Raw genomic sequence first — 25086 nt, 5'->3', positions numbered from 1 at the left:
CCCCGCAGGCCCACGGGTCTCGCGCAGCACCCCACGGGGCGGGCGTCGATCCGCGAGCACCCGTAGGGCGAGCGTCCGAACAGGGAGCCCGGGCCCGGCAGGCCTTGCGTCCCGCGTGCCAACCACCCCCGGACCCCCGTCCGGGGGGACCCTCACCCCAGCGGGACGATCGCCCCACACTCAGGCGGACGGGCGGACTGCCGGCGTGGGCGTTGGCGTCGAGGCCGAGGCCGAGGCCGAGGTCGAGGTAGAGGCCGGGGCCGAGGTCGAGGTAGAGGCCGGGGGCCCCGACAAGTCCGGGCGGACGTCCGGGGGAAGGTCGTTCGGGGGTTCGCCGAGGGCCGCGACCGCCTCCTTCGCGCGGGCCGCGAGGAGCGGCGAGAAGTCCGGGTTGAGCCGCAGGGCCTCCGCCAGGTGACGCCGGGCCGGTCCGAGGTCGGCGAGGGCCCGCTCGATCTCCCCGCGGTGGTAGGCGAAGAGCGCGCTGCGCAGCCCCTCGTCGGTGGCCTTCCTGGCGTACTCCAGCGCCTCCTTCGGCTCGCCCGACCGGTACAGCGCCCAGCCCAGCGCGTCCGCGACCTGCACCGACCGGTGCCCCCGCGCCCATTCCGCCCGCAGCCGCCGCACCGCCTCCGCCGGCTCGCCGTGGTCCGCCTCGAACAGGCCGAGGACCACCTCCGCCCGCACCCACGAGCCGTTCCGCAGGCGGTCGTACAAGGTCCGCGCGTCCCCGCTCAGACCGAGCGACTCGTCGAGCTCGGCCGCCTCCAGGACGTACTCCGGCAGCGGCAGCACCCGCAGGGCCGCCTGCCAGTCCCGCACCGCCTCCTGCGGCCGGCCGAGGGCCGCCAGCGCCCGCGCCCGGCCCGCGAGCGACGGTCCGTGGTCCCGTACGAGCTCCAGCGCCGTGCCGTACTGCGCCAGCGCCTCCGCCGGCTCGCCCCGCTCCCACGCGAGGTCCCCGAGCCGCGCCAGGGCCGCCGCCTTGTCCGCGCGCGTCTCGGCGAGCGCCACCGCGTCCAGGGCCGCGGCGCCCGCGTCCTCGCGGTAGCCGCGGTTGCGGTTCAGCTGCGCCGAGCGTGCGGCGACCACCGCCCCGGAGTGCAGCTCGGTCAGGGTCTCGGTCGCCTTCTCGGCCGCTTTGTAGTCGCCCAGGCCGTTGTACGCGTCGATGAGCACGGGGTACGCCGACCAGCGCTTCGGCTGCGCCGCGCGTACCCGCTCGGCCCACTCCTTCGCCGACTTCCAGTCGCCGCGCGCGTTCGCCAGGGCCGCCAGGCCCAGCTGGGCGTCCGGATTGCCCTTCGCGGCGGGCAGCACCGCGAGGGAGCGCTTCAGGGCGCTCTCCGCGCGCGGGAAGTCGGCCGCGTCCGCGCGCCGCAGCCCGCGCTCGGTATAGGCCGCGCCGAGCACAGCCCATGACGCCTCGTCACCGGGATGGTCCTTCAGCCACTCCTCACGGTCCCCGATCAGCGCCACCAGATCCGGCAGGGCCGCCTGCGCCCCCGCGTTCGCGGCGTCGGCCGCCCGTTCGGCGGGCCCCGGCGCCGCCGCCGGCGTCCGGCCGACCAGCTCGGGCACGTACAGCAGCGCCGTCGCCGCGAGCACCGCGGCCACTCCGCCGGCGAGGACCGTCCTCGACACGTTCTCGGTCTTCATGGCGCTCACTGTGCGCCCGGCCGCCGCTGTACGAAGAGCACACGAGCGGCTGCTCCGGCGGGTTCACACCGATGGCCCCGGGTGCCACGCTGGACGTATGGACGATCTTCAGCGGAACGACCTCGTGGAGCGGCTGCGTGCCGGACTCCCCGACGACGCGGTGCTCACCGATCCGGACGTCACCGTCTCCTACGCCCGCGACATGGCGAGCTTCTGTACGGCCGGCACCCCCGCCGTCGTCGTACTGCCGCGCACCGTCGAGCAGGTCCAGCACGTCATGCGCACGGCGACCGAACTGCGCGTCCCGGTCGTGCCGCAGGGCGCCCGCACGGGACTGTCGGGGGCGGCGAACGCCACCGACGGCTGCATCGTGCTGTCCCTGGTCAAGATGGACCGCATCCTGGAGATCAGCCCGGTCGACCGGATCGCAGTCGTCGAGCCGGGCGTGGTCAACGCCGTCCTGTCCCGCGCCGTCGCCGAACACGGTCTCTGCTACCCGCCGGATCCCTCCAGCTGGGAGCAGTGCACCATCGGCGGCAACATCGGCACCGCGTCGGGCGGGCTGTGCTGCGTGAAGTACGGGGTCACCGCCGAGTACGTGCTGGGTCTGGACGTCGTCCTCGCCGACGGCCGGCTGCTGCGGACCGGCCGGCGCACCGCGAAGGGCGTCGCCGGATACGACCTCACCCGGCTCTTCGTCGGCTCCGAGGGCAGCCTCGGCATCGTTGTCGGTGCGGTCCTCGCGCTCAAACCGCAGCCGCCGGTACAGCTCGCGCTCGCCGCCGAGTTCCCCTCCGCGGAGGCGGCCTGTGCGGCCGTCTGCACGATCATGGAGCGCGGGCATACGCCGTCCTTGCTGGAGCTGATGGACGGCACCACCGTCCGGGCCGTCAACAAGCTCGCCCACATGGGGCTGCCCGACACCACCGAGGCCCTGCTGCTGTGCGCCTTCGACACCCCGGATCCGGCCGCCGACCTGGCCGCGGTGGGGGAGCTCTGCCGGGCCGCGGGCGCGACCGAGGTCGTCCCGGCGGACTCCGCCGCCGAGTCCGAACTGCTCCTGCAGGCACGCCGGCTGTCGCTGACCGCCCTGGAGACGATCAAGACGGCCACGATGATCGACGACGTGTGCGTGCCGCGCACCCGGCTCGCCGCGATGCTCGCGGGCACGTCCGCGATCGCCGAGAAGTACGGGCTGACCATCGGGGTCTGCGCCCACGCCGGCGACGGCAACACGCATCCCGTGGTCTGCTTCGACCACGCCGACGAGGACGAGTCGCGGCGGGCGCGGGAGTCCTTCGACGAGATCATGGCGCTCGGCCTGGAACTCGGCGGCACGATCACCGGGGAGCACGGGGTGGGCGTGCTGAAGAAGGAGTGGCTGGCGAGGGAGTTGGGGCCGGTGGGGGTGGAGCTGCAGCACGGCATCAAGAAGACCTTCGACCCCCTGGGCCTGCTGAACCCGGGCAAGCTCTTCTGACCCCCGGGCCGTCCGTGCCCTCACACGTCACCGTCCGCGGACTCGTCCGACGGCCACGGGTCGTTCAGCCACAGGTCGTCGGCCACGACGGTGGTGGCGAGCAGTTCGGCGAGCCCGTCGTCGATGCCGAGCTGACCGGTCTCCGTGCCCGGCGGGACCGCGCGCAGGGTCCGCTCCAGCCAGGCGGACACCTGCGGCGACGGGGCCTCCAGAAGGGCGTCGCCGTCGGGGGAGGACAGGGCCATGAGGATCACGCTGCGGGCGTCCACCTTCGTCGGCCAGATGCGCACGTCGCCGTGGCCGCAGGGGCGGAAGACGCCCTCCACGAGGAGTTCGCGGGCGAAGGTCCAGTGGACGGGGTGCTCGGTACCGACGTGGAAGGTGACGTGGACGGCGTAGGGGTCGTCCACGCGGTAGGCGAGGCGGGCCGGGACCGGGATCGAGCGCTCGGGGGAGAGGACGAGCTGCAGCTCGAGCTCGCGCTCGACGACGTTGTTCTCGGTGTTCTGCATGGCGTGCTGCCTCTCTCTCGGTGAGGCCCGCGGTGGGCCTTCACCGGGAGAGAGAGGGGTCAGGCGGATCCATGACGCGACTTCGCGAAACTTTCCGGAGAATTTTTTTCGGCGCCCGGGGTAGGGGCCCGAGGATCACCCTGAGTGACGAAATCGCGGAGTAGTCCCCCGAAGGCGGCCTTTCTGGCGGGCACCATGTCCCTGCGGGTGAGTTCTTCGTTACTGTCCTCCCTGGACGTGGCGCGGAGGGTGCGCGAAACGGGGCGCGGCCGGGCGGATCAAAGACGTTGTGACTGAACGGAGTCGGGGCAGTGGCTACTCCACCTGGAGGTGGCGGAGAGGTACCGCAGGCGGGCTACTACCCGGATCCGTCGATTCCCGGGTACATCCGGTTCTGGAACGGCGGTGCGTGGGTTCCCGGAACGAGCCGCCCCGCGCCCAAGGAGGGCGAGGCGCTCCCGGCCCCGCCGGTCTCCGTCGCTCCCCAACTGGCCCCGAGCCCGGCTCCCGCGCCGTCGGTGCCCGCCGTGCCGGCGGTCGAGGAGACCGGTCCCGTCTTCCTGGACGAGGACCCCGCCTCCGCACCCGCCGCCCGGCAGGAGCCCGCCTCCGCCCGGCAGGAGCCGGCCTCCGCCTGGCAGGCGAGCACCGACCGCCAGACCGGCTTCGGCGGCGAACGCGACCAGCGGGTCTCCTGGGGCAGTACCCCCGACCCCCGCGACCCGCGCGCGGCCTGGCCGACGGCCGAGCCCGGCGGCGCGGCGGACACGGCTGACGCGAGCGGCCCGAACGACGCGCGTGCGGCCCTTCCGGGCGGCGGCCCGGCATCCGACCGGCCGAACTCCGCCGCGGAGGCGCCCGCCTGGCCCGCGGCCGCCGGGCAGTCCGGCACCGCCCCGGCCTCCGCCGAGCCGTCCGCCGGGCCCGCCCGCCAGGCGGCCGACGGCAGGGGCGCGGTGGCGGTCCAGGGGACCGCTGCGCCCGCTCCGGCCCCGGCGGCCGACACGGCGGCGCCCGCGCCCGCCGGTACGGCCGGCGGCCCGGGCGCGGTGCCCGCCCAGGGGCCCGGCGCGGCCTCCGCTCAGGCACACGCCGGTACGGCGGCGCCCGTGTGGCCCGCCGCAGGACAGGCCGACGAGCGGGACGCGCGCCCGCAGGGTGACGCCTCGGCCGGACTGCCGGGTCAGCGGCCCGGCGCGGCCACCGGCTCCGCGCGGCTCGGCGGGATGCCCGTCACCCCCGCGCCCGCGGCAGCCTCCTGGACCCCGCAGACCGCCCAGGCCCCGACCCCGCAGACCGCCGCTCAGCCCCCTGCCCAGCAGGCTGCGCCGCACCCCGGCCTCCGGACTCCCGGGACCCCCGGCCCCCAGCCCGGCCCCCAGCCCGCCCCGACTCCCGCCCCCCTTCCGGGCTCCACCCCAGCGACCGCCTCTGCCCAGCAGCCCCAGGCGGCCGAGGCCCAGCCCGTCATCCCCTGGAAGCCGCCCGTCGAGGACGTGTTCATGGCGGCGGCGCGGGCACAGGCCGCCGCGCGGCCGGCCGGGCTCGGGCGGCGGCTGATGGCCCGGCTCGTCGACGGCGTCGTGCTCGGCGCGCTGGTCGGCGCCGCGTCGTTCCCCTTCCTCACCGCCGCCGTCACGCACATCGACGAGAAGATCGAGGCCGCCAAGCAGTCCGGCGTCACGGTCCAGGTGTGGCTGGTCGACTCGACGACCTCGGTGCAGTTCGGGATCGTTCTCGCCGCCTTCCTCGTGCTCGGCGCGCTCTACGAGGCGCTGCCCACCGCCAAGTGGGGCCGGACGCTCGGGAAGAAGCTGTGCGGGATCGAGGTGCGGGACATCGAGGCGCACGAGCCGCCGACCTTCGGTGCCGCGCTGCGCCGCTGGCTGGTCTACGGGGTGCTCGGGCTGCTCGGGATCGGACTGCTCAACGTGCTGTGGTGCCTCGTCGACCGGCCCTGGCGACAGTGCTGGCACGACAAGGCGGCCCGCACCTTCGTCGCCCGCTGAACCGGCCCGCCGAGCCGGGCAGCTGAACCGGCCCGCCGGGCCGGCACCCCGACATCGGCCGCCGGCTCGCCGACCCGACGCCGGCCCGGCACCCGACGCGACCCGGCACCCCGACGCCGACCCGCCGACTCGACCCCGGCCCGGCCCCCCGACGCCGACCCGGCCCCCCCCGACGCCGCCCCGCCGACCCCGCCCGCACCGTCGGACGACCGACCCGCCGCCGCCGGCCTCACCCGAGGTCGTCGGCCCGCCGGCCGCACCGGTGAACGTGACGGACCCGCGGTCGTCGGCCCCGCCCGCGTACGACACACGCCGGCGTCACCCGCCCGGCATCCTCCCCCGACCGGATGCCGCGGGTCGTCCCTCGAACGGCGGGCGATTCCTTGCGGGGGCCGGGTGTCCGGGATGCACTGCCCCCATGAGCAACGATCAGCCGCCGCCGTCCCCGGGCCAGCCGCCCGAGGACGATCCGTTCAGCAAGAGGCCCCCGCAGGAGCCGCCCCGGAGTGGGCAGCCGCCCGGCGGGCCGTCCTGGGGTGAGCCACCCGGCGGTCCACCTCCCGGCGGTCCACCTCCCGGCGGTCCACCTCCCGGCGGTCCGCCTCCGGGCGGTCCACCTCCCGGCGGCCCGCCGCCCGGTGGGCCACCCCCCGGCGGACCTCCGCCGCCCGGGAACCCCTACGACAGCGCGCCTCCGCCGCCCCCGCCCTACGGCGGCTACGGCGGGGGGTACGGCGGTGCCGATCCGCTCTCCGGGATGCCCCCGCTCGCCGATTCGGGGAAGCGCATCGCCGCGCGGATCATCGACTGGCTGATCATCGCCGTGCCGCTCGCGATCATCGGCATCCCGTTCAAGGTCTACGAGCGGGCCACCGACAACGACAGCTTCGACGACACGGTCAACAGCCTCAACGGCGGCGGCCAGCTGGTCTTCCAGCTCATCACGATCGTCGCGTACGTCGCGTACGACACCGTGATGCACGCCAAGAAGGGGCAGACCCTCGGCAAGAAGTGGCTGAAGCTGCGGGTCGCGATGCTCAACGACGGCTCCACGCCGCCGATGAACGCCTCCCTCGTCCGCGCGCTCGTGCTCTGGCTGCCCGCGCTGATCTGCTGCGCCTGTCTGTGGCCGCTGCTCCTGCTGATCCTGATCCTCGTGGACAAGCCGTACAAGCAGGGCCTTCACGACAAGGCCGCCAAGACGGTCGTGGTGTCCGTGTCGCAGTGACAAAAGGGAACAACCGCGCCCAAGGGGCCCGGTGTTACGAAACGGTCCGGGTGTCCGCCCCCGCGCCCACGGGCGCGGCCGGCACCCGGATCTCCGTGTGGGCGGCATCACGCGCGTGCCCGGTGTTCTCGGCGCTCCCCGCCGGTCCGGGATTCGTGCCCAGGGGCTTGACGTGCCCCGGCCGGACCGGCATCGTCACCGCCACCAGCACTCCGAGCATCAGCCCCGCGACGCAGATCGCCGCGATGCCGAGCGCCGTGGTCGTGCCGGAGAGCAGCAGCAGGGCGACGGTGGAGAAGACGACGGTGGCCGAACCGTAGGCGTAGTGTGCGGCGTTCGGTCGCTGCATGACGGATACCGTCCCTCGGGCACGTGGCGGTTGGGCGATCGGGTGACCCGGCGACGGGTGGCTCTCCGACGGGTCGACTCTACGACGGTGGATGCCCGGAGCGAACCGTTGGTAAGCGTCGCCTTACCCACGGCTGGTGCACGGGGGGCGCAGGGGCGCACGCACTCGCCGGATGTTCGTTCGAAGTTCGACTATCGGAAATCAGATCCCGCATAGTGCAGTTGGCCTGTCCAAGTCAAGATCTGTCTTTTCTGCTTCAACTCCGGTCCAATGTCGTCACTTGTGACGCGCTACCCCGCCCGGGCGGACACCCCACCACCCGGTCCGCGGGCGAGGAGCGCCGGGGAGGACAGATCCAAGTGACCAACAAGCGACGCGCCATCAGAGCGTCCGCGATCGTCGTGGCCCTCGCGGCCACGGCCGCCACCGCTTCGACCTTCAGCACGGCATGGGCCGACGACCACGGCAGCGCGCCGGTGGCCGGCACCGCGCAGGCCGTCGACAAGCTCGCGGTCGACCACGACCTCGACGGTCCGTACAGCAAGCAGCAGGAGCAGCAGCGCAAGGCCGCCATCGAGCAGGTGCTCACCGGCGAGACCAAGGTCGAGAGCCGCAACGGCTCCAAGGTCGTCAAGCTCGACAGCAAGAAGTACGTCGAGCTCGGCCGTGAGAAGACCGACAAGATCTTCACCATCCTCGTCGAGTTCGGCGACCAGGTGGACAACACCACCCTGGTCGACCGCAAGGACGACGACACGGACGAGCTGAAGCCGAAGTTCGGCGGCACGCCCGGTCCGCTGCACAACGCGATAGCCAAGCCGGACCGCAAGCACGACAACTCCACGGCCTGGCAGGCGGACTACAACCAGCAGCACTTCCAGGACCTGTACTTCGGCACCGGCAAGGACAAGAAGGGCCAGCCGAAGGAGTCCCTGAAGACCTACTACGAGAAGACCTCGTCCGGCCGCTACTCGGTCGACGGCGCCGTCTCCGACTGGGTCAAGGTCCCGTACAACGAGGCCCGCTACGGCTCCAACTACTGCGGCCAGACCAACTGCGCCAACGTGTGGGACACCGTGCGCGACGGCCTCGTGGCCTGGAACGCCGACCAGAAGGCCAAGGGCAAGACCGACGCCGAGATCAAGGCGACGCTGGCGCAGTACGACCAGTGGGACCGCTACGACTTCGACGGCGACGGCAACTTCAACGAGCCCGACGGCTACATCGACCACTTCCAGATCGTCCACGCGGGCGAGGACGAGTCGGCCGGCGGCGGCGCCGAGGGCACCAACGCCCTGTGGGCCCACCGCTGGTACGCCTACGGCACCGACGCGGGCAAGACCGGTCCGGCGAACAACAAGTCCGGCGGTACCCAGATCGGCACCTCGGGCATCTGGGTCGGCGACTACACGATGCAGCCGGAGAACGGCGGCCTCGGCGTCTTCGCCCACGAGTACGGCCACGACCTCGGTCTGCCGGACCACTACGACACCTCCGGCGGCGAGAACTCGACCGGCTTCTGGACCCTCATGTCCTCCGGTTCGTGGCTCGGCACCGGCAAGGACTCCATCGGTGACCTGCCCGGCGACATGAACGCCTGGGACAAGCTCCAGCTCGGCTGGCTGAACTACGCCAAGGTCAACGACTGGCAGCGTGGCACCAAGACCACCCACAAGCTGGGCGTCTCGGAGTACAACACCAAGAACCCGCAGGCGCTCGTCGTCGAGCTGCCGAAGAAGAAGGTCACCACCGACGTCGTGGCTCCCGCCGAGGGCGCCACGCAGTGGTGGAGCGACATGGGTGACGACCTCAAGAACACCCTGACCCGCTCCGTCGACCTGACCGGCAAGTCGGCCGCCTCCCTGGAGCTCCAGGGCTGGTACGACATCGAGCAGGACTACGACTACCTGTACGCCGAGGTCTCCACCGACGGCGGCGCCAACTGGACCGCCCTCGACGGCACCGCCGACGGCAAGCCGCTGCAGAAGGACGCGTCCGGCGCCCCGGCCCTGACCGGCGCCTCGAACACGCACCAGAAGCTCGTCTACAACCTGGGCGCGTACGCGGGCAAGAAGGTCGACCTGCGCTTCCGCTACCAGACGGACGGCGGCGCGGGCGGCAAGGGCTTCACCGCCGACGCCATCACGCTGACGGCCGACGGTGCCCCCGTCTTCTCGGACAACGCCGAGAACGGTGACAACGGCTGGGTCGCCAAGGGCTTCTCCCGCATCGGCAAGGGCTTCGCGAAGGAGTACGAGCAGTACTACATCGCGGAGAACCGCCAGTACGTCTCGTACGACAAGACCCTCAAGGTCGGCCCGTACAACTTCGGCTTCACCGGTGACCAGGCGAGCTGGGTCGAGCACTACGCGTACCAGAACGGCCTGATGATCTGGAAGTGGGACCTGTCCCAGAAGGACAACAACACCTCTCAGCACCCGGGTGTGGGCCGCATCCTCCCGATCGACGCCCACCCGAGCCCGCTGAAGTGGGGCGACGGCACGCTGATGCGCGGCCGCATCCAGGCCTACGACTCCCCGTTCAGCATCTCCCGCACGGACGGCTTCCAGCTGCACAAGGCCGGCGTCGGCACCTGGGTCCCGTCCCAGGCCGGCAACCCGACCTTCGACGACCGCAAGGGCGTCTACTGGTTCAAGGAGACCGAGCGCTCCGGTGTCCAGGTAACTGACACCAACACCAAGATCCAGGTCGTCAAGGAGGCCAAGGACGGCTCCACGATCACGGTCCAGGTGGGTCCCTCGACCAAGTAACGACGAGATTTTCTGAGTCGTCGCAGGTCAAAGTATGATCGGCCGTCGCCCCCTAGCGGGCGACGGCCGATCGTGTTTAGGTGCGTCTTACGGCCTCGGCCGCCCGACCTTATTGACAGTCGTTCCACGGGGGAGTGGTTCCGCATGCCCAACGGAGGGTTCAGCAGACTGCCGGGAGGCAGTGTCGTCGTCGCCATCGGACTGCCCAGTCCGGCCGGCGACGGGGCCACCGTCCGCTTCCTGGTGCACGCCGCGAACCGAGCCCGCGCCCTGACCCGGCTGCGGAACCTCGGCCTGCGGGCGGTCTACCTCCGTGGCAACACCGAACCGCCCACCCCGGACGAGATCACGGCCGTCCTGCACCACCCGGAGGGCCTCCTGTGGCGGACCACCGCCCAGGAGCTCTGGCACCCCATACGGTCCCTCCCGAAGGCCCCGGCCGCCTAGCCGGCGCCCCGGCCGCCTGAGCCGGCGCCCCGGGTCCCGCCGGCGCCGCGCTACGGGCCGACGACCGGCTTGCCGGTCAGCTCCACGCCCGCCTCGCGCAGCTCCTCCAGGGCCCGGTCCGTGGTCTCCTTCGCCACGCCCGCCGTCAGCTCGAGCAGGACGTGGGTGCGGAAGCCGTCACGGGCCGCGTCCAGGGCGGTCGCCCGTACGCAGTGGTCGGTGGCGATGCCGACCACGTCGACCTCGGTGACCTCGCGGGCCCGCAGCCACTCCGTGAGCGCCTCGCCGTTCTCGTCGCGGCCCTCGAAACCGCTGTACGCGGCCTCGTAGGCACCCTTGTCGAAGACGGCGTCGATCGCGCCGGCGGTGACCGCGGGCGCGAAGTTCGGGTGGAAGCCGACGCCCTCGGTGCCCGCCACGCAGTGCCGCGGCCAGTTCGTCACGTAGTTCGGGGCCTCGCCCTCCGGCGCGAAGTGCTCGCCCGGGTCGACGTGGTGGTCGCGGGTGGCGACCACGTGCCGGTAGACGGAGCCCGCCGTCTCGCCGATGAGGTCGGTGATGGCGGCGGCGACGTCCGCGCCCCCGGCCACCGCGAGGCTGCCGCCCTCGCAGAAGTCGTTCTGAACGTCCACAACGATCAATGCGCGGTGCATGACAGGTCCTTAGCGGTCGGATCGGGAGGCGGATCGGGCGTCGGTTCTCGGACGGATTCGAGCCTAGAGACTTCCCCCTCCCTTCGGGAGGGGGCGCTCAAGGCGGAGGCGTACTCCGTCACGTACTCCGTCGGGCGCGCGCGCTCACACGTACTCGGTCGGCAGGACCGGCTCGCCCCGCGAGAGCTGGGTCGCCGACAGCGGCAGCCCGGCGCGGGCCGCGATGTGCCGGGCCCGGGCGGCCTCCAGGGGCTCGCGGGCCACCACGTCGCCGCCCTTGACGAGCTCGACGAGCAGCTGCCGCTCGACGAGCTCCGGCGGGACGGGGCCGGTGCCGATGACCTCTGCCTCGGCGACACCGGCGGCGTCGGTCCGGCGGGCGGCCCACTTGCGGCCGCCGACGGAGGCCTTGCCGGCCACCGACTTCTTCGCGACCGGGGTCAGCGGGGCCTTCCGGTCGCCCGAGCCGGCCCGGGCGACCAGCTTGTAGACCATGGAGCAGGTCGGGTGGCCGCTGCCGGTGACGAGCTGGGTGCCCACGCCGTACGCGTCCACGGGCGCGGCCGCGAGCGAGGCGATGGCGTACTCGTCCAGGTCGGAGGTGACCACGATCTTGGTGTCGGTGGCGCCCAGCTCGTCGAGCTGTGCGCGCACCCGGTGGGCGACGAGCAGCAGGTCGCCGGAGTCGATGCGGACGGCCCCGAGCCCGGTCCCGGCCACCTCGACGGCGGTACGGACGGCCTCGGCGACGTCGTAGGTGTCGACGAGCAGGGTGGTGCCGGCGCCCAGCGAGTCGACCTGGGCCCGGAAGGCGTCGCGCTCGGTGTCGTGCAGCAGGGTGAAGGCGTGGGCGGAGGTGCCGACGGTCGGGATGCCGTAGCGGAAACCGGCCGCCAGGTCGGAGGTGGAGTCGAAACCGCCCACGTAGGCGGCGCGGGAGGAGGCGACGGCGGCCAGCTCGTGGGTGCGCCGTGCGCCCATCTCGATGAGCCGCCGGCCGCCGGCGGCCGAGGACATGCGCGAGGCGGCGGCCGCGATGGCGGAGTCGTGGTTGAGGATCGACAGGACGACGGTCTCCAGGAGCACGCACTCGGCGAAGGAGCCCTCGACCCGCAGGATCGGCGAGCCGGGGAAGTACACCTCGCCCTCGGGGTAGCCCCAGATGTCGCCGGAGAAGCGGTAGCGCGCGAGCCATTCCAGGGTCGGCTCGTCGACGATGCCCCGCTCGCGCAGGAAGCCGAGCACGTCCGCGTCGAAGCGGAAGTTCTCGACGGCGTCCAGGACCCGTCCGACGCCCGCCACCACGCCGTAGCGCCGCCCCTCGGGCAGTCGGCGGGTGAAGACCTCGAAGACGGACCGGCGGTCCGCCGTGCCGGCCCTGAGGGCCGCCTGGAGCATGGTCAGCTCGTACTGGTCGGTGAAGAGCGCGGTCGACGGCACGTCCACCGGCAGCCCAAGGTCCGCAGCGTTCATGTGAGGATGCTACCGCACTATTCGTCACTCTGACGAATACTGGGGAAACGTGCGGCGTGCCAAGGGTGACCCGTTTGTGCGACCTGTGGGTCGGGGTGGCAGCATGGGGTAAGTGAGCGTTGCGCCTATCGAGATCGAACGGACCGAATCGGCCGAGGAGGTCTCCGCCGTCGTCGAACCCGACGTGCCCTGGGTGACCCTCGTGCACAACGACCCGGTCAACCTGATGAGCTATGTCACCTACGTCTTCCAGGCGTACTTCGGCTACTCCAAGGACAAGGCGCACAAGCTGATGCTCGACGTGCACAACAAGGGCCGCGCGGTGGTCTCCAGCGGCACCCGCGAGGAGATGGAACGGGACGTGCAGGCGATGCACGGTTACGGGCTGTGGGCGACCCTCTCCCAGGACCGCGGCTGATGGCGGGCCACTTCGAGTCCCTCCCGGGCGGCGGCGCGGCCGTCGCGCTCGACGAGGTCGAGATCTCCATCCTGCGCTCCCTCGCCGTCCAGCTCATGGAGCTGATCGGCCCCGGGGACGAGCCCGTCGAGGGCGAGGACCCGCTGGCCGCTCTCTTCGCCGAGGGCCCGAGCGAGCCGCCCGCCGACCCCGCGCTGCGCCGGCTCTTCCCCGACGCGTACGGGGACGACACCGACGAGCTGCGCCAGGCGGCGGCCGACTTCCGCCGCTTCACCGAGAACGACCTGCGGGCGCGCAAGCGCCAGGACGCGCTCATGGTGGTCCGCAGTCTCGACGCGCTCGCCTCCGCGGCGGCCGGCGAGGGCGGCGGGGTCCTCAAGCTCACCCCCGACGAGTCCCGTGCGTGGCTCGGCGCGCTCAACGACCTGCGGCTGACCATCGGCACCCGCCTGGACGTCACCGAGGACGACGAGAGCGAGCAGTTGTACCGGCTGCCCGACTCCGATCCGCGCAAGCCGATGGTGATGGCGTACCTGTGGCTCGGCGGGCTCCAGGAGTCGCTCGTCGAGACGCTGATGCCGTAGCGCGTGTCCTCCGGGATCGGGCCGGGCCCACGGTGCCCGGCCCGGCCTGGTCCGGAAGGCGCGACCCCGGTCGCGCGGGCGGACACCGGCACGGCTGGACACCCGCCCACGGAGGGTGTTCGCTCAGCGGACGCTCAAATCCGGATAACGAATGCGTTATCAAAGAGCCCCGCTTTGCTCCGTTGAGTCCCTTTCCACCCTCTTTTCGTGTGGCGCAGCTCACGTATGGGGTCCTCGATCACGGTTAAGCGCGTGATAAATCTTCACGACCACCCGGGGACGCCACCCCTGTTCCCGGGGGCGCTTCGACCGGCTGACCGCCGGTGGCACTCCATTCCACATCCGGGGGGATCAGGACCTGGTCCGCAGCACAGACGGCCGAGCCGGCCGGTGCGCGGATCAGCATGGAGAAAGGCGCACCACCATGACCTCTGCGCAGGTCGACCAGCAGCACGACGGCAACGGGGCCGCGGACACCGCGGCGGGCGAGGGCTACCACCGGGCACTCGGTGCACGTCAGATCCAGATGATCGCGATCGGCGGCGCCATCGGCACCGGCCTCTTCCTCGGCGCGGGCAAGGGCATCTCGATCGCGGGACCGAGCCTGATCCTCGCGTACGCCATCGCGGGCCTCGTCATCTTCTTCATCATGCGGGCGCTCGGTGAACTCCTCATGTACCGCCCCGTGTCGGGCTCCTTCTCGGAGTACGCGCGAGAGTTCATCGGCCCCTTCGCGGGCTTCGTGACCGGCTGGACCTACTGGCTCTTCTGGGTCGTCACCGGCATCACCGAAGTCACCGCCGCCGCCACCTATATGACGTACTGGTGGGACATCCCGCAGTGGCTGTCCGCCCTCGTCTTCACCGTGATCCTCTACGGCGCCAACCTGATCTCCGTGAAGCTCTTCGGTGAGCTGGAGTTCTGGTTCTCGATGGTCAAGGTCACCGCGATCGTCGGCATGATCCTCATCTGTGCCGGCATCCTCACCCTCGGCTTCTCCGACGCCGGCGACACCGCCTCGGTCACCCACCTGTGGAACGACGGCGGCTTCTTCGCCGGCAAGGACGGCATCTTCTCGACCCTGATGACCCTTCAGATGGTCATGTTCGCCTTCCTCGCCGTCGAGCTGGTCGGCGTCACCGCGGGCGAGTCGAAGGACCCGAAGACGGTCCTGCCGAAGGCCATCAACACCGTGCCGTGGCGCATCGCCGTCTTCTACGTCGGCGCGCTGATCATGATCCTCTCCGTCGTCCCGTGGACCGCGTTCAAGCCGGGCGTCAGCCCGTTCGTCGCGGCCTTCGAGAAGATGGGCCTCGGCATCGGCGCCGCGATCGTCAACTTCGTCGTCCTGACGGCGGCCCTGTCCTCCTGCAACTCGGGCATGTACTCGACCGGCCGCATGCTGCGCGACCTCGCGCTCAACGGCCAGGGCCCGAAGGTCTTCACGAAGCTCACGAAGTCCGGCACCCCGCTGGTCGGCACCACCGTCTCGGCCGCGCTGATGATGGTCGGCGTCTGGATCAACTACCAGTGGCCCGGCGAGGCGTTCAACTACGTCGTCTCCTTCGCCACCATCTCCGGCATGTGGGCCTGGATCGTCATCCTGATCTGCCAGATCCGCTACCGGCTCAAGGCCGACCGGGGCGAGCTGCCGCAGTCCTCGTTCAAGGCGCCGGGCGGCATCTGGTTCAGCGTCTTCTCGCTCGCCTTCATCGGCATGGTCATCGTCACCATGGGCATGGACCAGGACAACCGGGTCGCGCTGTACGGCGCGCCGGTCTGGGGTCTGCTCCTGGCCGTCTCCTACCTGGTGCTCAAGGCCCGCAACCCCGAGGGCGTCGCCTTCGCCAAGCGGTCCTGACCTGCATCGTCTCGGCATTCGGGCCGTCTCGTACCACTCCTCGGTACGGGGCGGCCCGTCTGCTTATCCTGTCGGCATGCTGACCATCACCCGAGCCCTGTTCGACCAGATCGTGGAACACTCCCGTGCGGACCACCCCGACGAGGCCTGCGGCGTGGTCGCGGGTCCGGTCGGCAGCGGCCGCCCCGAGCGCTTCATCCCCATGCTGAACGCCGCGCGCTCGCCCACCTTCTACGAGTTCGACTCCGGGGACCTGCTGAAGCTCTACCGCGACATGGACGACCGGGACGAGGAGCCCGTGATCGTCTACCACTCGCACACCGCGACCGAGGCCTACCCGTCGCGCACGGACATCTCCTACGCCAACGAGCCGAACGCCCACTACGTCCTCGTCTCCACGGCCGACACCGACGGCGCGGGCCCCTTCCAGTTCCGCTCCTACACGATCGTCGACGGCGTCGTGACGGAGGAAGAGGTCAAGGTCGTCGAGGCGTACGGGTGACCGCCCGATGATCATGCGAGACTGAGCGCGACCAACGGGCGGCAGGAACCAGGAAGCCGGTGCGAATCCGGCACGGTCCCGCCACTGTGACCACCCTCCCGGGGTGGAAGCCAGGAACTGACCTGCCGCCTTCCCACCACCGACCGGGGACGCGGAGATCCCCGTCAGGAGGCCCGTTCCGTCATGTCCTGGCGCCGTACGCCGCTGCTGCCCGCCGCCGCGCTGATATCCCTTCTCGCCGCCTGCTCGGCCCCCGCCGGCACGCCCTCGGCCCGGCCCGCGCCCGGCTTCCCGTACACCGTCACCAACTGCGGTGTGACGACCACCTACCAGGCGCCGCCGCACCGCGCGGTGACCATGAACCAGCACGTCACCGAGGTCATGCTCGCCCTCGGCCTGGAGAAGTCCCTGGCCGGCACCGCCTACCTCGACGACGCGGTCCTCCCGGCCTACCGGAAGGCCTACGACTCCGTCCCCGTGCTCGCGAAGGAGTACCCCTCCAAGGAGGCGCTGCTCGCCGCGGACCCGGACTTCGTCTACGGGGGGTACGCCTCCGCCTTCGACGCCACCGCCGGCCGCGCCCGCCCCGACCTGGAGCGCTCCGGGATCGCCACCCGCCTCAACACCGAGTCCTGCCCGACCGGCAGGAGCTCCTTCGCCGACCTCTACCGCGAGGTCGACGAGGTCGGACGCACCTTCGGCGCCGCCGACCGGGCCGAGGCCTGGGTCCGCACGGCGAAGGACACCGTCGCCGGCGCCGAGAAGCGCCTCGGGGGAGTCGCCCCCGTCTCCGTCTTCGTCTACGACAGCGGCGACAAGACCGCGTTCACCGCCGGCGGCAAGGGCATCGGCAACGAGATCATCACCCGTGCCGGCGGCCGCAACGTCTTCGCCGACCTCGACAAGACCTTCGGCGACGCCACCTGGGAACAGGTCGTGGCCCGCCGGCCCGAGGTCGTCGTCATCTACGACTACGGGACCACCACCGTCGAGCAGAAGAAGAAGCGCCTGCTCGACGACCCCGCCCTGCGTGAGGTCCCCGCGATCAGGAACCGCCGCTTCGCCGTCATGCCGCTCTCCGACACGGTCCTCGGCGTGCGGGCCCCCGCCGCCGTCGACAAGCTCGCCGCCCAGCTGCACCCCGCCCGATGAGCCCCGCGCAGCGGTACCCGGCCGTCGTCGCCGGGCTGCTCGTGGCGCTCGCCGCGGCCGTCGTCGCCTCGCTCGCGCTCGGCTCCGTCCGCGTCCCGCCCGGCCAGGTGCTCGACGCCCTGACCGGGCGGGCCGGGCCCTCCCCGTACCGCACGATCGTGCTCGACGTACGCCTGCCCCGGGTGCTGCTCGGCGCGATCGTGGGCGCCGGACTCGCCGTCGTCGGTGCCGTCCTCCAGGCCCTCGTCCGCAACCGGCTCGCCGACCCCTTCCTGCTCGGGATCTCCTCCGGAGCCTCCGCGGGCGCCGTGGGCGTCCTCGTCCTCGGCGTGGCCGGCGGCCTCACCACGAGCGTCGCCCTGCCCGCCGGGGCCTTCGCCGGCGCCCTGCTCTCGCTCGTCCTCGTCTACGCCCTCGCCCGGCGCGGCGGCACCCTCACCGGCGCCCGGCTCGTGCTCGCGGGCGTGGCCGTCTCCTACATCCTGTCCGCGCTCACCACCCTGCTCCTGGTCGTCGCGGGCCGGCCCGAACAGTTCCAGGAGGCGCTGTTCTGGTCCCTCGGCGGCCTCGGCAGCGCCCGCTGGGACAGCCTCGTGCTGCCCGCCGCCGTCCTCGCCGTCGGCATCGGCCTCCTGCTCACCCTCGCCCGGCCGCTCGACCTGCTGCTCGTCGGCGAGGAGGGCGCCACCGTCCTCGGCCTGGACACCGCCCGCTTCCGCGCCGCCGTCTTCGTCCTCGCCTCCCTGGTCACCGCCGTCATGGTCGCGGCCAGCGGCGCCGTCGGCTTCGTCGGCCTGATGGTCCCGCACGCCGCCCGGCTGGCCGTCGGCGCACCGCACCGCCGGCTCCTGCCGGTCGCCGCCCTCGGCGGGGCCGTCGCCCTGGTCCTCGCCGACCTCGCCGCCCGTACCCTCGCCGCGCCCCAGGACATCCCCGTCGGCGTCCTCACCGCCCTCACCGGCGGCCCGTTCTTCCTCTGGCTGATGCGCCGCCGCGCGGAAGGAGTGCCCGCATGACCGGACTGCGCGTGCGGGGGATGTCGTACGAGGACCGGCTGCACGCCGCCGACCTGGTCGTCCGCCCCGGCGAGACCGTCGGCCTCGTCGGCCCCAACGGCAGCGGCAAGACCACCCTGCTGCGCTGCGTCTACGGCACCCTCGCGCCCACCGGCGGCCACGCCCTCCTCGACGGCGCCGACCTGCGCGCGATGGGGCCGCGGGAGCGGGCCCGCCGGGTGGCGACCGTGCCACAGGAGAGCTCCGCCGAGTTCGAGCTGACCGTCCGCGAGCTGGTCGCCCTCGGCCGCTCCCCGCACAAGCGCTTCTGGGAGGGCGACAGCGCGGCGGACCTCGCCCGGGCCGACGCGGCGCTGACCCGGGTCGGCATCGCGGACCTCGCCGAGCGCCCGTACCCCGGGCTCTCCGGCGGCGAACGGCAGCGCGCCCTGGTCGCCCGCGCCCTCGTCCAGGAACCCGAGCTGCTCGTCCTCGACGAGCCCACCAACCACCTGGACATCCGCTACCAGCTGGAAATCCTCTCCCTCGTGCGCCACTTGGGCACCGGCAACCTCCTCGCGCTGCACGACCTCACCCTCGCCGGCGCCTACTGCGACCGCCTCTACGTCCTCAAGGGCGGCCGGATCCTCGCCGAGGGCACACCGGCCGAGGTGCTGACCCCGGCCCTGCTGCACGAGGTCTACGGGGTCGAAGCCGAGGTCATCCCGCATCCGCGGACCGGCAGTCCGCTCGTCGTCTACCTCACCCCTCCGGCACCCCGTCCGGCAGTCGAACGCGATCTGTCCGTCATGTGAGATCACATTCCGGAACCCGGACCGGGAATCGATACGATGACCGCATGGTTTCCCACGACGTGAGCGAAGAGACGCCGGGCACACCCCTGCTCACGGCGCGCCTGCACGTCGACCTGTGCCGCCTCGCCAGCGCGATGTGTCCGCCGCGCGCTGCGCTCTGAACCACCGGCCCGAGCGCATTCCCAGCACGACCCCCCTCGCGCGGGGGCCAGAGAGCCGCGCGCCCATTCCGTCCCTTCCGACAGGAGCCCACGTCATGGCCATCGAGGTCCGCATCCCGACCATCCTCCGCACCTACACCGACGGCGCCAAGGCCGTCGAGGGCAAGGGCGAGACCCTCGCCGAGCTCTTCGCCGACCTGGAGTCCCGCCACACCGGGATCGAGGCCCGCATCGTCGACGGCGGCAAGCTGCGCCGCTTCGTCAACGTCTACCTGAACGACGAGGACGTGCGCTTCCTCGACGGCATCGAGACCAAGCTCGCCGACGGCGACAACGTCACCATCCTGCCGGCCGTCGCCGGCGGCATGGTCTGAGCGGACCGGTCCCCATGCGTTACGACTCCCCGCTCGCGGCGGTCGGCAACACGCCGCTGGTCCGACTGCCCCGGCTCTCCCCGTCGGACGACGTCCGCATCTGGGCCAAGCTGGAGGACCGCAACCCCACCGGCTCGGTCAAGGACCGCCCCGCGCTCCACATGATCGAGCAGGCCGAGAAGGGCGGCCGGCTCACCCCCGGCTGCACCATCCTGGAGCCGACCAGCGGCAACACCGGCATCTCGCTCGCCATGGCGGCCCGCCTCAAGGGCTACCGCATCGTGTGCGTCATGCCCGAGAACACCAGCGACGAGCGCCGCCAGCTGCTCGCCATGTGGGGCGCGGAGATCATCTCCTCGCCGGCCGCCGGCGGCTCGAACACGGCCGTACGCGTCGCCAAGGAGCTCTCCGAGCAGAACCCCGACTGGGTGATGCTCTACCAGTACGGCAACCCGGACAACGCCGGCGCCCACTACGCCACCACCGGGCCCGAGATCCTCGCCGACCTGCCCTCCGTCACGCACTTCGTGGCGGGCCTCGGCACCACCGGCACCCTCATGGGCGTCGGGCGCTATCTGCGCGAGCACAAGCCCGACGTCCAGATCGTCGCCGCGGAGCCCCGCTACGACGACCTGGTCTACGGCCTGCGCAACCTGGACGAGGGCTTCGTCCCCGAGCTGTACGACGCCTCCGTCCTCACCACCCGCTTCTCCGTCGGCTCCGCCGACGCGGTCACCCGCACCCGCGAACTCCTCCAGCAGGAGGGCATCTTCGCCGGCGTCTCCACGGGCGCGTCCCTGCACGCGGCCATCGGCGTCGGCAAGAAGGCGGTCAAGGCCGGCGAGAGCGCCGACATCGTCTTCCTCGTCGCGGACGGCGGCTGGAAGTACCTGTCGACGGGCGTCTACACGGCGGCCACCACGGAAGAGGCGATCGCGACCCTGCAGGACCAGCTCTGGGCCTGAGCCCCCGCACCCGCGGCACCGGCTCCGGGCTCTGAGCCCCCGCACCTCGCGGGACCCGCTCCGGGCCCGAGCTCCCGCACCTCGCGGGACCGGCTGCGGGCCTGAGCTCCCGCACCTCGCGGGACCCGCTCCGGCCCGAGCTCCGAAGGGCCGTCCTGAAGGGCCGCGTGCCCCGAAGGGCCGCGCGCCCCCAAGGCCCGGAGTTCCCGATCGTCAGTGCGCCAGATGGCGGACCTGGTCCCAGACCACCGGGTCCGCCGTTCCCACTCTGCGGCGGAACTCCCATACCGGCACGTCCCGCAGCTCGTCCGTCTCCAGGAAGCTCGGCCGGCCCTGTGCGTCGCCCACCGAACCCGGCGGCAGGGCGATCACCCCCGGCCGCTCGTCGTGGTACTTGCTGGTGATCTTGGCGACCAGCGCGCTGTCACCTCGCAGCGCCAGCACCAGACACGGGCGGTCCTTCGAGCCCGGCCCGTCCTCGTACGGCACGTCCGCCCACCAGATCTCGCCGGCCCTCGGCAACCGCTCCGGCGCCTTGCCGCGCGGGGCCGGCCGGGCGGGCGGCCGGGTCCGGCCGGCGGGGCGGCGGGCCGACCGCCGCCGTCCGTCGGCGACCGCCACGACGAGCGCGATCAGCACGACCGCGACGAGCGCGGGCCACCACGAGGTGTCCGACGACGTGTCCATACCTCAAGAAGGTACCCGCGCGCCCGCGACCGTGCCGCGAGGGCCCGCCATCCATCCGAACCGGTGACAGAGCCCGTGAGTTCGCCCACAACGGGCCGCCACGGAGGAGCGACGGACGGCGACGCGCCGTACGCTCGACAGATCGCACGACCTCCCCTCTCGCCGCGCTTTCCGCACCCGTCTTCGGAGGTTCACGCTCCATGAAGCTCACCGTCGTCGGCTGCTCAGGGTCGTTCCCGTCCGCGGAATCGGCCTGCTCGAGCTACCTCGTAGAGGCCGACGGCTTCCGGCTGCTCCTCGACATGGGCAACGGCGCCCTCGGCGAGCTGCAGCGCCACATCGGTCTGTACGACCTCGACGCGATCTTCCTCAGCCATCTGCACGCCGACCACTGCATCGACATGTGCGGCTACTTCGTCGCCCGCTACTACCGCCACGAGGGCGGCCGCTGCGACGCGATCCCGGTCTTCGCCCCGGAGGGCGCCGAGCAGCGGCTGACCACGGCGTACGCGGACACGCCGTCGGCGACTGCGATGGGCGAGGTCTTCGGCTTCCAGACGCTGTCGTCCGGGACCTTCGAGGTGGGCCCCTTCACCGTCCGCACGGAGAAGGTGTGCCACCCGGTCGAGGCGTACGCCATCCGGATCGAGCACGGCGGCCGCACCCTGACCTATTCGGGCGACACCGGCGTCTGCGACTCGCTCCACGAGCTGGCGCGGGGGGCCGACCTGTTCCTGTGCGAGGCCTCCTTCACCCACGGCAAGGAGGACATCCCGGCCCTCCACCTCAACGGCCGCGAGGCCGGCGCGCACGCCGCCCGGGCCGGGGTGGGGCGTCTCGTGCTGACCCACATCCCGCCGTGGACGGACGGCGAGCGGAACCTGGCCGACGCCCGCGAGGTGTTCCGGGGCCCGGCGGAGCTGGCGCGGGCCGGCGCGGTCTACGAGGTCTGAGCGCCGGACCGGGCACGGGCCCGGCCGAGCGCCACCCCGGGAAGGGCCGTCCGCACGGCGGACCGGGCGAACGGCCGGGGGCCCGGAACCGTACGGTTCCGGGCCCCCGGTGCGTGCGGGGTGAGGCTCACGCCTTGGTGAGGTCCTCGATCTCCTCGTCGGGCTCGCGGCCCGGCGTCGGGAGGTCGAACTTGACGATCGCGAAGCGGAAGACCACGTAGTAGATCGCCGCGAACACCAGGCCGAGCGGGATGATCAGCCACGGCTTCGTCGCCAGGTTCCAGTTGAGCAGGTAGTCGATGCCGCCGGCGGAGAAGGTGAAGCCGGCGTGGACACCGAGCGCCCAGGTGACGGCCATCGACACGGCGGTCAGCACCGCGTGGATCGCGTAGAGGACCGGCGCGATGAACATGAAGGTGAACTCGATCGGCTCGGTGATACCGGTGACGAAGGAAGTCAGCGCGAGCGAGAGCATCATGCCGAGGACGGCCTTGCGGCGCTCGGGGCGGGCGGCGTGCGCGATGGCCAGGGCGGCGGCCGGGAGGCCGAACATCATGATGGGGAAGAAGCCCGACATGAACTGGCCGGCGGTCGCGTCACCGGCGAAGAAGCGGCTGAGGTCACCGTGGACGACGTCGCCGGCGGCGTTGGTGAAGTCGCCGATCTGGAACCAGGCGACGGAGTTCACGAACTGGTGCATGCCGACGGGGATCAGCGCGCGGTTGATCAGACCGAAGAGGCCGGCGCCACCAGCGCCGAGGCCGGTCATCCACTCGCCGAAGCTGGAGATGCCCTCACCGATCGGCTCCCAGACCAGGCCGAAGAAGACACCGACAGCGGTGCCGACGAAGGCCATGATGATCGGGACGAGACGGCGGCCGTTGAAGAAGCCGAGCCAGTCGACCAGCTTGGTGCGGTGGAACTTCTGCCACAGGACCGCGGAGAGCAGACCCATCAGGATGCCGCCGAGGACGCCCGGGTTGTTGTACGTCGCGGCGACGTCGACGCCCTTGTTGGCGGTCGTGTTGACGACGGCCTCGGTGACCGGGAAGGCCTTCAGCACGTTGCTGTAGACCAGGAAGCCGACGAGGGCGGCGAGGGCCGTGGAGCCGTCGGACTTCTTGGCGAAGCCGATGGCCACGCCGATGCAGAAGAGCAGCGGCAGGTTGTCGAAGACGGCGCCACCGGCGGTGGCGAACACGGAGGCGACCTTGTCCCATCCGAGGCCGTCGGCACCGAACACGTCGGGCTGGCCGAGACGGAGCAAGATACCCGCGGCCGGCAGCACGGCGATCGGCAGCTGCAGGCTGCGACCGACCTTCTGCAGGCCCTGGAACAGGCCGGATCCGCGCTTCTTCGCGGGAGCGGCGGCCTGGGCGGTGGCCGTACTCATCAACTTCCTCCAGTTGGACAAGGCGCCGCCAGAGGACAGTGAAAGGGGGTGACGGCGACGTCTCGGGGGAACGCGGTGGTCTGGACCGCGTGGTCTACACCAATGAGTGGTGTAGACCTGTTGTAGCACGTGAGACTTAGATAAGGAACCTGTGAATTCTGTGCGCTGAGCCATAGCCGGACAGGGGACGACAAAAGGCCCCCGGACCGGGGGGTCCGAGGGCCTTCGCGGGCGGGGCCTACGCCTTGGTGACGTCCCCCTCCATCTCCTTCTCCAGCTCCTCCGGCTCGCGCCCGGGGGTCGGAAGATCGAACTTGGTGATCGCGAAGCGGAAGATCACGTAATAGACGAGGGCGAACGCGAGGCCGATCGGAATGATCAGCCATGGTTTGGTCGCCAGGTTCCAGTTGATCACGTAGTCGATCAGCCCGGCCGAGAAGCTGAAGCCGTCCTTCACGCCGAGTGCCCACGAGACCGCCATCGACACCCCGGTCAGCACGGCGTGGACCGCGTACAGCGCGGGCGCGATGAACAGGAACGAGTACTCCAGCGGCTCGGTGATGCCCGTGACGAACGAGGTCAGCGCGACCGAGAGCATCAGGCCGCCGACCTCCTTGCGCCGGTGCGGGTGCGCGCAGTGGGTCATCGCCAGGGCCGCCGCCGGCAGGGCGAACATCATGATCGGGAAGAAGCCGGTGAGGAACTGACCGGCGTTCGGGTCGCCCGCGAGGAACATGCTGATGTCGCCGTGCACCACCGAGCCGTCCGGCTTCGTGTACGAGCCGAACTGGAACCAGACCGGCACGTTCAGGAACTGGTGCAGGCCGACCACCAGCAGCGCACGGTTCGCGACCCCGAAGATGCCCGAGCCCCACGAGCCGAGCCCCACCAGCCAGTCGCTGAAGCTCTCCAGGGCGTCACCGATGGGCGGCCAGACCCACAGGCACAACGAGGCGAAGAGGATGCCGACGAACGCCATGATGATCGGCACCAGCCGGCGTCCGTTGAAGAAGCCCAGCCAGTCCACCAGCTTCGTGCGGTGGAAGCGCTGCCACAGGTACGCCGCCAGCAGACCCATGATGATGCCGCCGAAGACGCCCGGGTTTTGGTACGTGTACCCGGCGAAGGAGTCGTCCGTGCCCAGGCAGCCGCCGCCGATGTCCTTGGTGCCGGCCGGGCAGGGCTTGGGGAACGCGCGCAGCACCGTGTAGTAGACGAGGAAGCCGGCCACCGCGGCCAGCGCCGTCGAACCGTCCGCCTTCTTCGCCATGCCGATCGACACGCCGATGCAGAACAGCAGCGGCAGACCGAGACTGCCGTCGAGCAGCGCGCCTCCCGCCGCCGCCATCACCTTCGCGACGGTGTCCCACCCCAGCCCGTCGGCGCCGAACACGTCCGGCTGGCCGAGCCGGCCGATGATGCCCGCCGCGGGCAGGACGGCGATGGGCAACTGGAGGCTGCGGCCCATCTTCTGCAGCCCCTGGAAGAAGGTCCCCCAGGGCGACTTCTTCGGTGGGGCCGCGGCTGCGGCGCTCGCGTCACTCATCGGCGTCCTCCCTGGGTACTGCGGATGCATACTGGTGTAGACCAGTTGAGATAGGCTCCCGGAGGTCGCTCGGGGCAGGCCGCCGGTGATCGTCATCAT

At 71.7% G+C, this 25086-nt stretch carries 24 protein-coding genes and 1 riboswitch; of the genes, 16 read left to right on the top strand and 8 right to left on the bottom strand.

The features are described from left to right. Positions 1-180: 180 nt before the first annotated feature. Positions 181-1659 (bottom strand): tetratricopeptide repeat protein, encoded by a 1479-nt coding sequence (locus ACIRQF_RS34455; RefSeq protein ID WP_404098482.1) that lies wholly within the window; start codon positions 1657-1659, stop codon positions 181-183. Positions 1660-1756: 97 nt separating this feature from the next. Here ACIRQF_RS34455 and ACIRQF_RS34450 point away from each other — a divergent pair, with 97 nt between their 5' ends. Beyond that, complete coding sequence (locus ACIRQF_RS34450; RefSeq protein WP_376637505.1) at positions 1757-3139, top strand: FAD-binding oxidoreductase; 1383 nt, start codon at positions 1757-1759, stop codon at positions 3137-3139. A 20-nt stretch (positions 3140-3159) separates the two neighbouring features. Here the strand turns inward: ACIRQF_RS34450 and ACIRQF_RS34445 are convergent, their stop codons facing one another. Then, complete coding sequence (locus ACIRQF_RS34445) at positions 3160-3651, bottom strand: SsgA family sporulation/cell division regulator (RefSeq protein ID WP_376637504.1); 492 nt, start codon at positions 3649-3651, stop codon at positions 3160-3162. Between the two features lie 311 nt (positions 3652-3962). Between ACIRQF_RS34445 and ACIRQF_RS34440 the strand changes: the two genes are divergently transcribed. Together ACIRQF_RS34440 and ACIRQF_RS34435 are read left to right on the top strand one after the other, a co-directional pair. After that, positions 3963-5660 (top strand): RDD family protein, encoded by a 1698-nt coding sequence (locus ACIRQF_RS34440; protein WP_404098479.1) that lies wholly within the window; start codon positions 3963-3965, stop codon positions 5658-5660. Positions 5661-6078: 418 nt separating this feature from the next. Then, positions 6079-6888: an RDD family protein gene (locus tag ACIRQF_RS34435; protein ID WP_389757799.1), complete on the top strand. Its 810-nt coding sequence runs from the start codon at positions 6079-6081 to the stop codon at positions 6886-6888. A 34-nt stretch (positions 6889-6922) separates the two neighbouring features. On the opposite strand, the gene ACIRQF_RS34430 is transcribed toward ACIRQF_RS34435, so the two are convergent. Continuing rightward, the gene (locus ACIRQF_RS34430; RefSeq protein WP_382483677.1) at positions 6923-7237 is read right to left on the bottom strand and encodes a hypothetical protein; all 315 of its coding nucleotides are present in this window, start codon (positions 7235-7237) and stop codon (positions 6923-6925) included. A 359-nt stretch (positions 7238-7596) separates the two neighbouring features. Here ACIRQF_RS34430 and ACIRQF_RS34425 point away from each other — a divergent pair, with 359 nt between their 5' ends. Both ACIRQF_RS34425 and ACIRQF_RS34420 read left to right on the top strand, forming a co-directional pair. Beyond that, the gene (locus tag ACIRQF_RS34425; RefSeq protein ID WP_376637500.1) at positions 7597-10008 is read left to right on the top strand and encodes an immune inhibitor A domain-containing protein; all 2412 of its coding nucleotides are present in this window, start codon (positions 7597-7599) and stop codon (positions 10006-10008) included. A 144-nt stretch (positions 10009-10152) separates the two neighbouring features. Continuing rightward, a complete protein-coding gene (locus ACIRQF_RS34420; protein ID WP_376637499.1) occupies positions 10153-10455 on the top strand; it encodes a hypothetical protein in 303 nt (100 codons plus the stop codon). Positions 10456-10505: 50 nt separating this feature from the next. On the opposite strand, the gene ACIRQF_RS34415 is transcribed toward ACIRQF_RS34420, so the two are convergent. Both ACIRQF_RS34415 and ACIRQF_RS34410 read right to left on the bottom strand, forming a co-directional pair. Then, positions 10506-11108, bottom strand: coding sequence for an isochorismatase family protein (locus tag ACIRQF_RS34415; RefSeq protein WP_376637498.1), 603 nt, complete (start codon positions 11106-11108; stop codon positions 10506-10508). Positions 11109-11252: 144 nt separating this feature from the next. Then, a complete protein-coding gene (locus tag ACIRQF_RS34410) occupies positions 11253-12581 on the bottom strand; it encodes a nicotinate phosphoribosyltransferase (RefSeq protein ID WP_404098473.1) in 1329 nt (442 codons plus the stop codon). A 112-nt stretch (positions 12582-12693) separates the two neighbouring features. Between ACIRQF_RS34410 and clpS the strand changes: the two genes are divergently transcribed. The 10 genes from clpS (at position 12694) to ACIRQF_RS34360 (ending at position 20408) form a co-directional block, all read left to right on the top strand. Further along, entirely contained in the window at positions 12694-12999 is a 306-nt protein-coding gene (gene clpS, locus ACIRQF_RS34405; RefSeq protein WP_352080754.1) for an ATP-dependent Clp protease adapter ClpS, read from the top strand. After that, positions 12999-13583, top strand: coding sequence for a DUF2017 domain-containing protein (locus tag ACIRQF_RS34400; protein WP_376637496.1), 585 nt, complete (start codon positions 12999-13001; stop codon positions 13581-13583). The genes clpS and ACIRQF_RS34400 overlap by 1 nt, the downstream gene beginning before the upstream one ends. Positions 13584-14007: 424 nt before the next feature. Beyond that, positions 14008-15444 carry an amino acid permease gene (locus ACIRQF_RS34395; protein ID WP_382483671.1) on the top strand — a complete coding sequence of 479 codons (1437 nt, stop codon included), beginning with the start codon at positions 14008-14010 and terminating at the stop codon, positions 15442-15444. Positions 15445-15520: 76 nt separating this feature from the next. Then, entirely contained in the window at positions 15521-15946 is a 426-nt protein-coding gene (locus ACIRQF_RS34390) for a Mov34/MPN/PAD-1 family protein (protein WP_376637494.1), read from the top strand. A 10-nt stretch (positions 15947-15956) separates the two neighbouring features. Next, a riboswitch (cobalamin riboswitch) is annotated at positions 15957-16087 on the top strand. A gap of 42 nt (positions 16088-16129) precedes the next feature. Continuing rightward, a complete protein-coding gene (locus ACIRQF_RS34385) occupies positions 16130-17098 on the top strand; it encodes an ABC transporter substrate-binding protein (protein ID WP_404098468.1) in 969 nt (322 codons plus the stop codon). Further along, positions 17095-18114: a FecCD family ABC transporter permease gene (locus tag ACIRQF_RS34380; protein ID WP_382483667.1), complete on the top strand. Its 1020-nt coding sequence runs from the start codon at positions 17095-17097 to the stop codon at positions 18112-18114. Before ACIRQF_RS34385 ends, ACIRQF_RS34380 begins: the two co-directional genes overlap by 4 nt. Further along, the gene (locus ACIRQF_RS34375) at positions 18111-18908 is read left to right on the top strand and encodes an ABC transporter ATP-binding protein (protein ID WP_382483665.1); all 798 of its coding nucleotides are present in this window, start codon (positions 18111-18113) and stop codon (positions 18906-18908) included. The genes ACIRQF_RS34380 and ACIRQF_RS34375 overlap by 4 nt, the downstream gene beginning before the upstream one ends. 44 nt (positions 18909-18952) lie before the next feature. After that, positions 18953-19069, top strand: a complete 117-nt coding sequence (locus ACIRQF_RS34370; RefSeq protein ID WP_376637490.1) for a putative leader peptide — start codon at positions 18953-18955, stop codon at positions 19067-19069. 95 nt (positions 19070-19164) lie between these two features. Further along, a complete protein-coding gene (locus ACIRQF_RS34365) occupies positions 19165-19443 on the top strand; it encodes a MoaD/ThiS family protein (protein WP_376637489.1) in 279 nt (92 codons plus the stop codon). A 14-nt stretch (positions 19444-19457) separates the two neighbouring features. Further along, positions 19458-20408: a PLP-dependent cysteine synthase family protein gene (locus ACIRQF_RS34360; RefSeq protein ID WP_404098463.1), complete on the top strand. Its 951-nt coding sequence runs from the start codon at positions 19458-19460 to the stop codon at positions 20406-20408. Positions 20409-20621: 213 nt separating this feature from the next. Here the strand turns inward: ACIRQF_RS34360 and ACIRQF_RS34355 are convergent, their stop codons facing one another. Next, positions 20622-21095 carry a type II toxin-antitoxin system PemK/MazF family toxin gene (locus ACIRQF_RS34355; protein WP_376637487.1) on the bottom strand — a complete coding sequence of 158 codons (474 nt, stop codon included), beginning with the start codon at positions 21093-21095 and terminating at the stop codon, positions 20622-20624. A 200-nt stretch (positions 21096-21295) separates the two neighbouring features. On the opposite strand from ACIRQF_RS34355, the gene ACIRQF_RS34350 reads away from it, so the two are divergent. After that, positions 21296-22048 (top strand): MBL fold metallo-hydrolase, encoded by a 753-nt coding sequence (locus tag ACIRQF_RS34350; protein ID WP_376637486.1) that lies wholly within the window; start codon positions 21296-21298, stop codon positions 22046-22048. 127 nt (positions 22049-22175) lie between these two features. Here the strand turns inward: ACIRQF_RS34350 and ACIRQF_RS34345 are convergent, their stop codons facing one another. Further along, positions 22176-23441, bottom strand: a complete 1266-nt coding sequence (locus tag ACIRQF_RS34345) for a PTS transporter subunit EIIC (RefSeq protein WP_382483660.1) — start codon at positions 23439-23441, stop codon at positions 22176-22178. Positions 23442-23679: 238 nt separating this feature from the next. After that, positions 23680-24987, bottom strand: a complete 1308-nt coding sequence (locus ACIRQF_RS34340) for a PTS transporter subunit EIIC (protein ID WP_376637484.1) — start codon at positions 24985-24987, stop codon at positions 23680-23682. Positions 24988-25086: the final 99 nt, after the last annotated feature.

It is taken from the genome of Streptomyces sp. NPDC101191 (genome assembly GCF_044767915.1).
Taxonomy (GTDB): domain Bacteria; phylum Actinomycetota; class Actinomycetes; order Streptomycetales; family Streptomycetaceae; genus Streptomyces.
This window is presented reverse-complemented; position numbering and strand designations above follow the sequence as displayed.

What these genes read in the sequence shown, in the direction of transcription:
- ACIRQF_RS34455 (WP_404098482.1), bottom strand. Translation starts at nt 1,659, where the DNA reads ATGAAGACCGAGAACGTGTCGAGGACGGTCCTCGCCGGCGGAGTGGCC.
- ACIRQF_RS34450 (WP_376637505.1), top strand. Translation starts at nt 1,757, where the DNA reads ATGGACGATCTTCAGCGGAACGACCTCGTGGAGCGGCTGCGTGCCGGA.
- ACIRQF_RS34445 (WP_376637504.1), bottom strand. Translation starts at nt 3,651, where the DNA reads ATGCAGAACACCGAGAACAACGTCGTCGAGCGCGAGCTCGAGCTGCAG.
- ACIRQF_RS34435 (WP_389757799.1), top strand. Translation starts at nt 6,079, where the DNA reads ATGAGCAACGATCAGCCGCCGCCGTCCCCGGGCCAGCCGCCCGAGGAC.
- ACIRQF_RS34430 (WP_382483677.1), bottom strand. Translation starts at nt 7,237, where the DNA reads ATGCAGCGACCGAACGCCGCACACTACGCCTACGGTTCGGCCACCGTC.
- ACIRQF_RS34420 (WP_376637499.1), top strand. Translation starts at nt 10,153, where the DNA reads ATGCCCAACGGAGGGTTCAGCAGACTGCCGGGAGGCAGTGTCGTCGTC.
- ACIRQF_RS34415 (WP_376637498.1), bottom strand. Translation starts at nt 11,108, where the DNA reads ATGCACCGCGCATTGATCGTTGTGGACGTTCAGAACGACTTCTGCGAG.
- ACIRQF_RS34410 (WP_404098473.1), bottom strand. Translation starts at nt 12,581, where the DNA reads ATGAACGCTGCGGACCTTGGGCTGCCGGTGGACGTGCCGTCGACCGCG.
- ACIRQF_RS34400 (WP_376637496.1), top strand. Translation starts at nt 12,999, where the DNA reads ATGGCGGGCCACTTCGAGTCCCTCCCGGGCGGCGGCGCGGCCGTCGCG.
- ACIRQF_RS34395 (WP_382483671.1), top strand. Translation starts at nt 14,008, where the DNA reads ATGACCTCTGCGCAGGTCGACCAGCAGCACGACGGCAACGGGGCCGCG.
- ACIRQF_RS34390 (WP_376637494.1), top strand. Translation starts at nt 15,521, where the DNA reads ATGCTGACCATCACCCGAGCCCTGTTCGACCAGATCGTGGAACACTCC.
- ACIRQF_RS34385 (WP_404098468.1), top strand. Translation starts at nt 16,130, where the DNA reads ATGTCCTGGCGCCGTACGCCGCTGCTGCCCGCCGCCGCGCTGATATCC.
- ACIRQF_RS34380 (WP_382483667.1), top strand. Translation starts at nt 17,095, where the DNA reads ATGAGCCCCGCGCAGCGGTACCCGGCCGTCGTCGCCGGGCTGCTCGTG.
- ACIRQF_RS34375 (WP_382483665.1), top strand. Translation starts at nt 18,111, where the DNA reads ATGACCGGACTGCGCGTGCGGGGGATGTCGTACGAGGACCGGCTGCAC.
- ACIRQF_RS34370 (WP_376637490.1), top strand. Translation starts at nt 18,953, where the DNA reads ATGGTTTCCCACGACGTGAGCGAAGAGACGCCGGGCACACCCCTGCTC.
- ACIRQF_RS34365 (WP_376637489.1), top strand. Translation starts at nt 19,165, where the DNA reads ATGGCCATCGAGGTCCGCATCCCGACCATCCTCCGCACCTACACCGAC.
- ACIRQF_RS34360 (WP_404098463.1), top strand. Translation starts at nt 19,458, where the DNA reads ATGCGTTACGACTCCCCGCTCGCGGCGGTCGGCAACACGCCGCTGGTC.
- ACIRQF_RS34355 (WP_376637487.1), bottom strand. Translation starts at nt 21,095, where the DNA reads ATGGACACGTCGTCGGACACCTCGTGGTGGCCCGCGCTCGTCGCGGTC.
- ACIRQF_RS34350 (WP_376637486.1), top strand. Translation starts at nt 21,296, where the DNA reads ATGAAGCTCACCGTCGTCGGCTGCTCAGGGTCGTTCCCGTCCGCGGAA.
- ACIRQF_RS34345 (WP_382483660.1), bottom strand. Translation starts at nt 23,441, where the DNA reads ATGAGTACGGCCACCGCCCAGGCCGCCGCTCCCGCGAAGAAGCGCGGA.
- ACIRQF_RS34340 (WP_376637484.1), bottom strand. Translation starts at nt 24,987, where the DNA reads ATGAGTGACGCGAGCGCCGCAGCCGCGGCCCCACCGAAGAAGTCGCCC.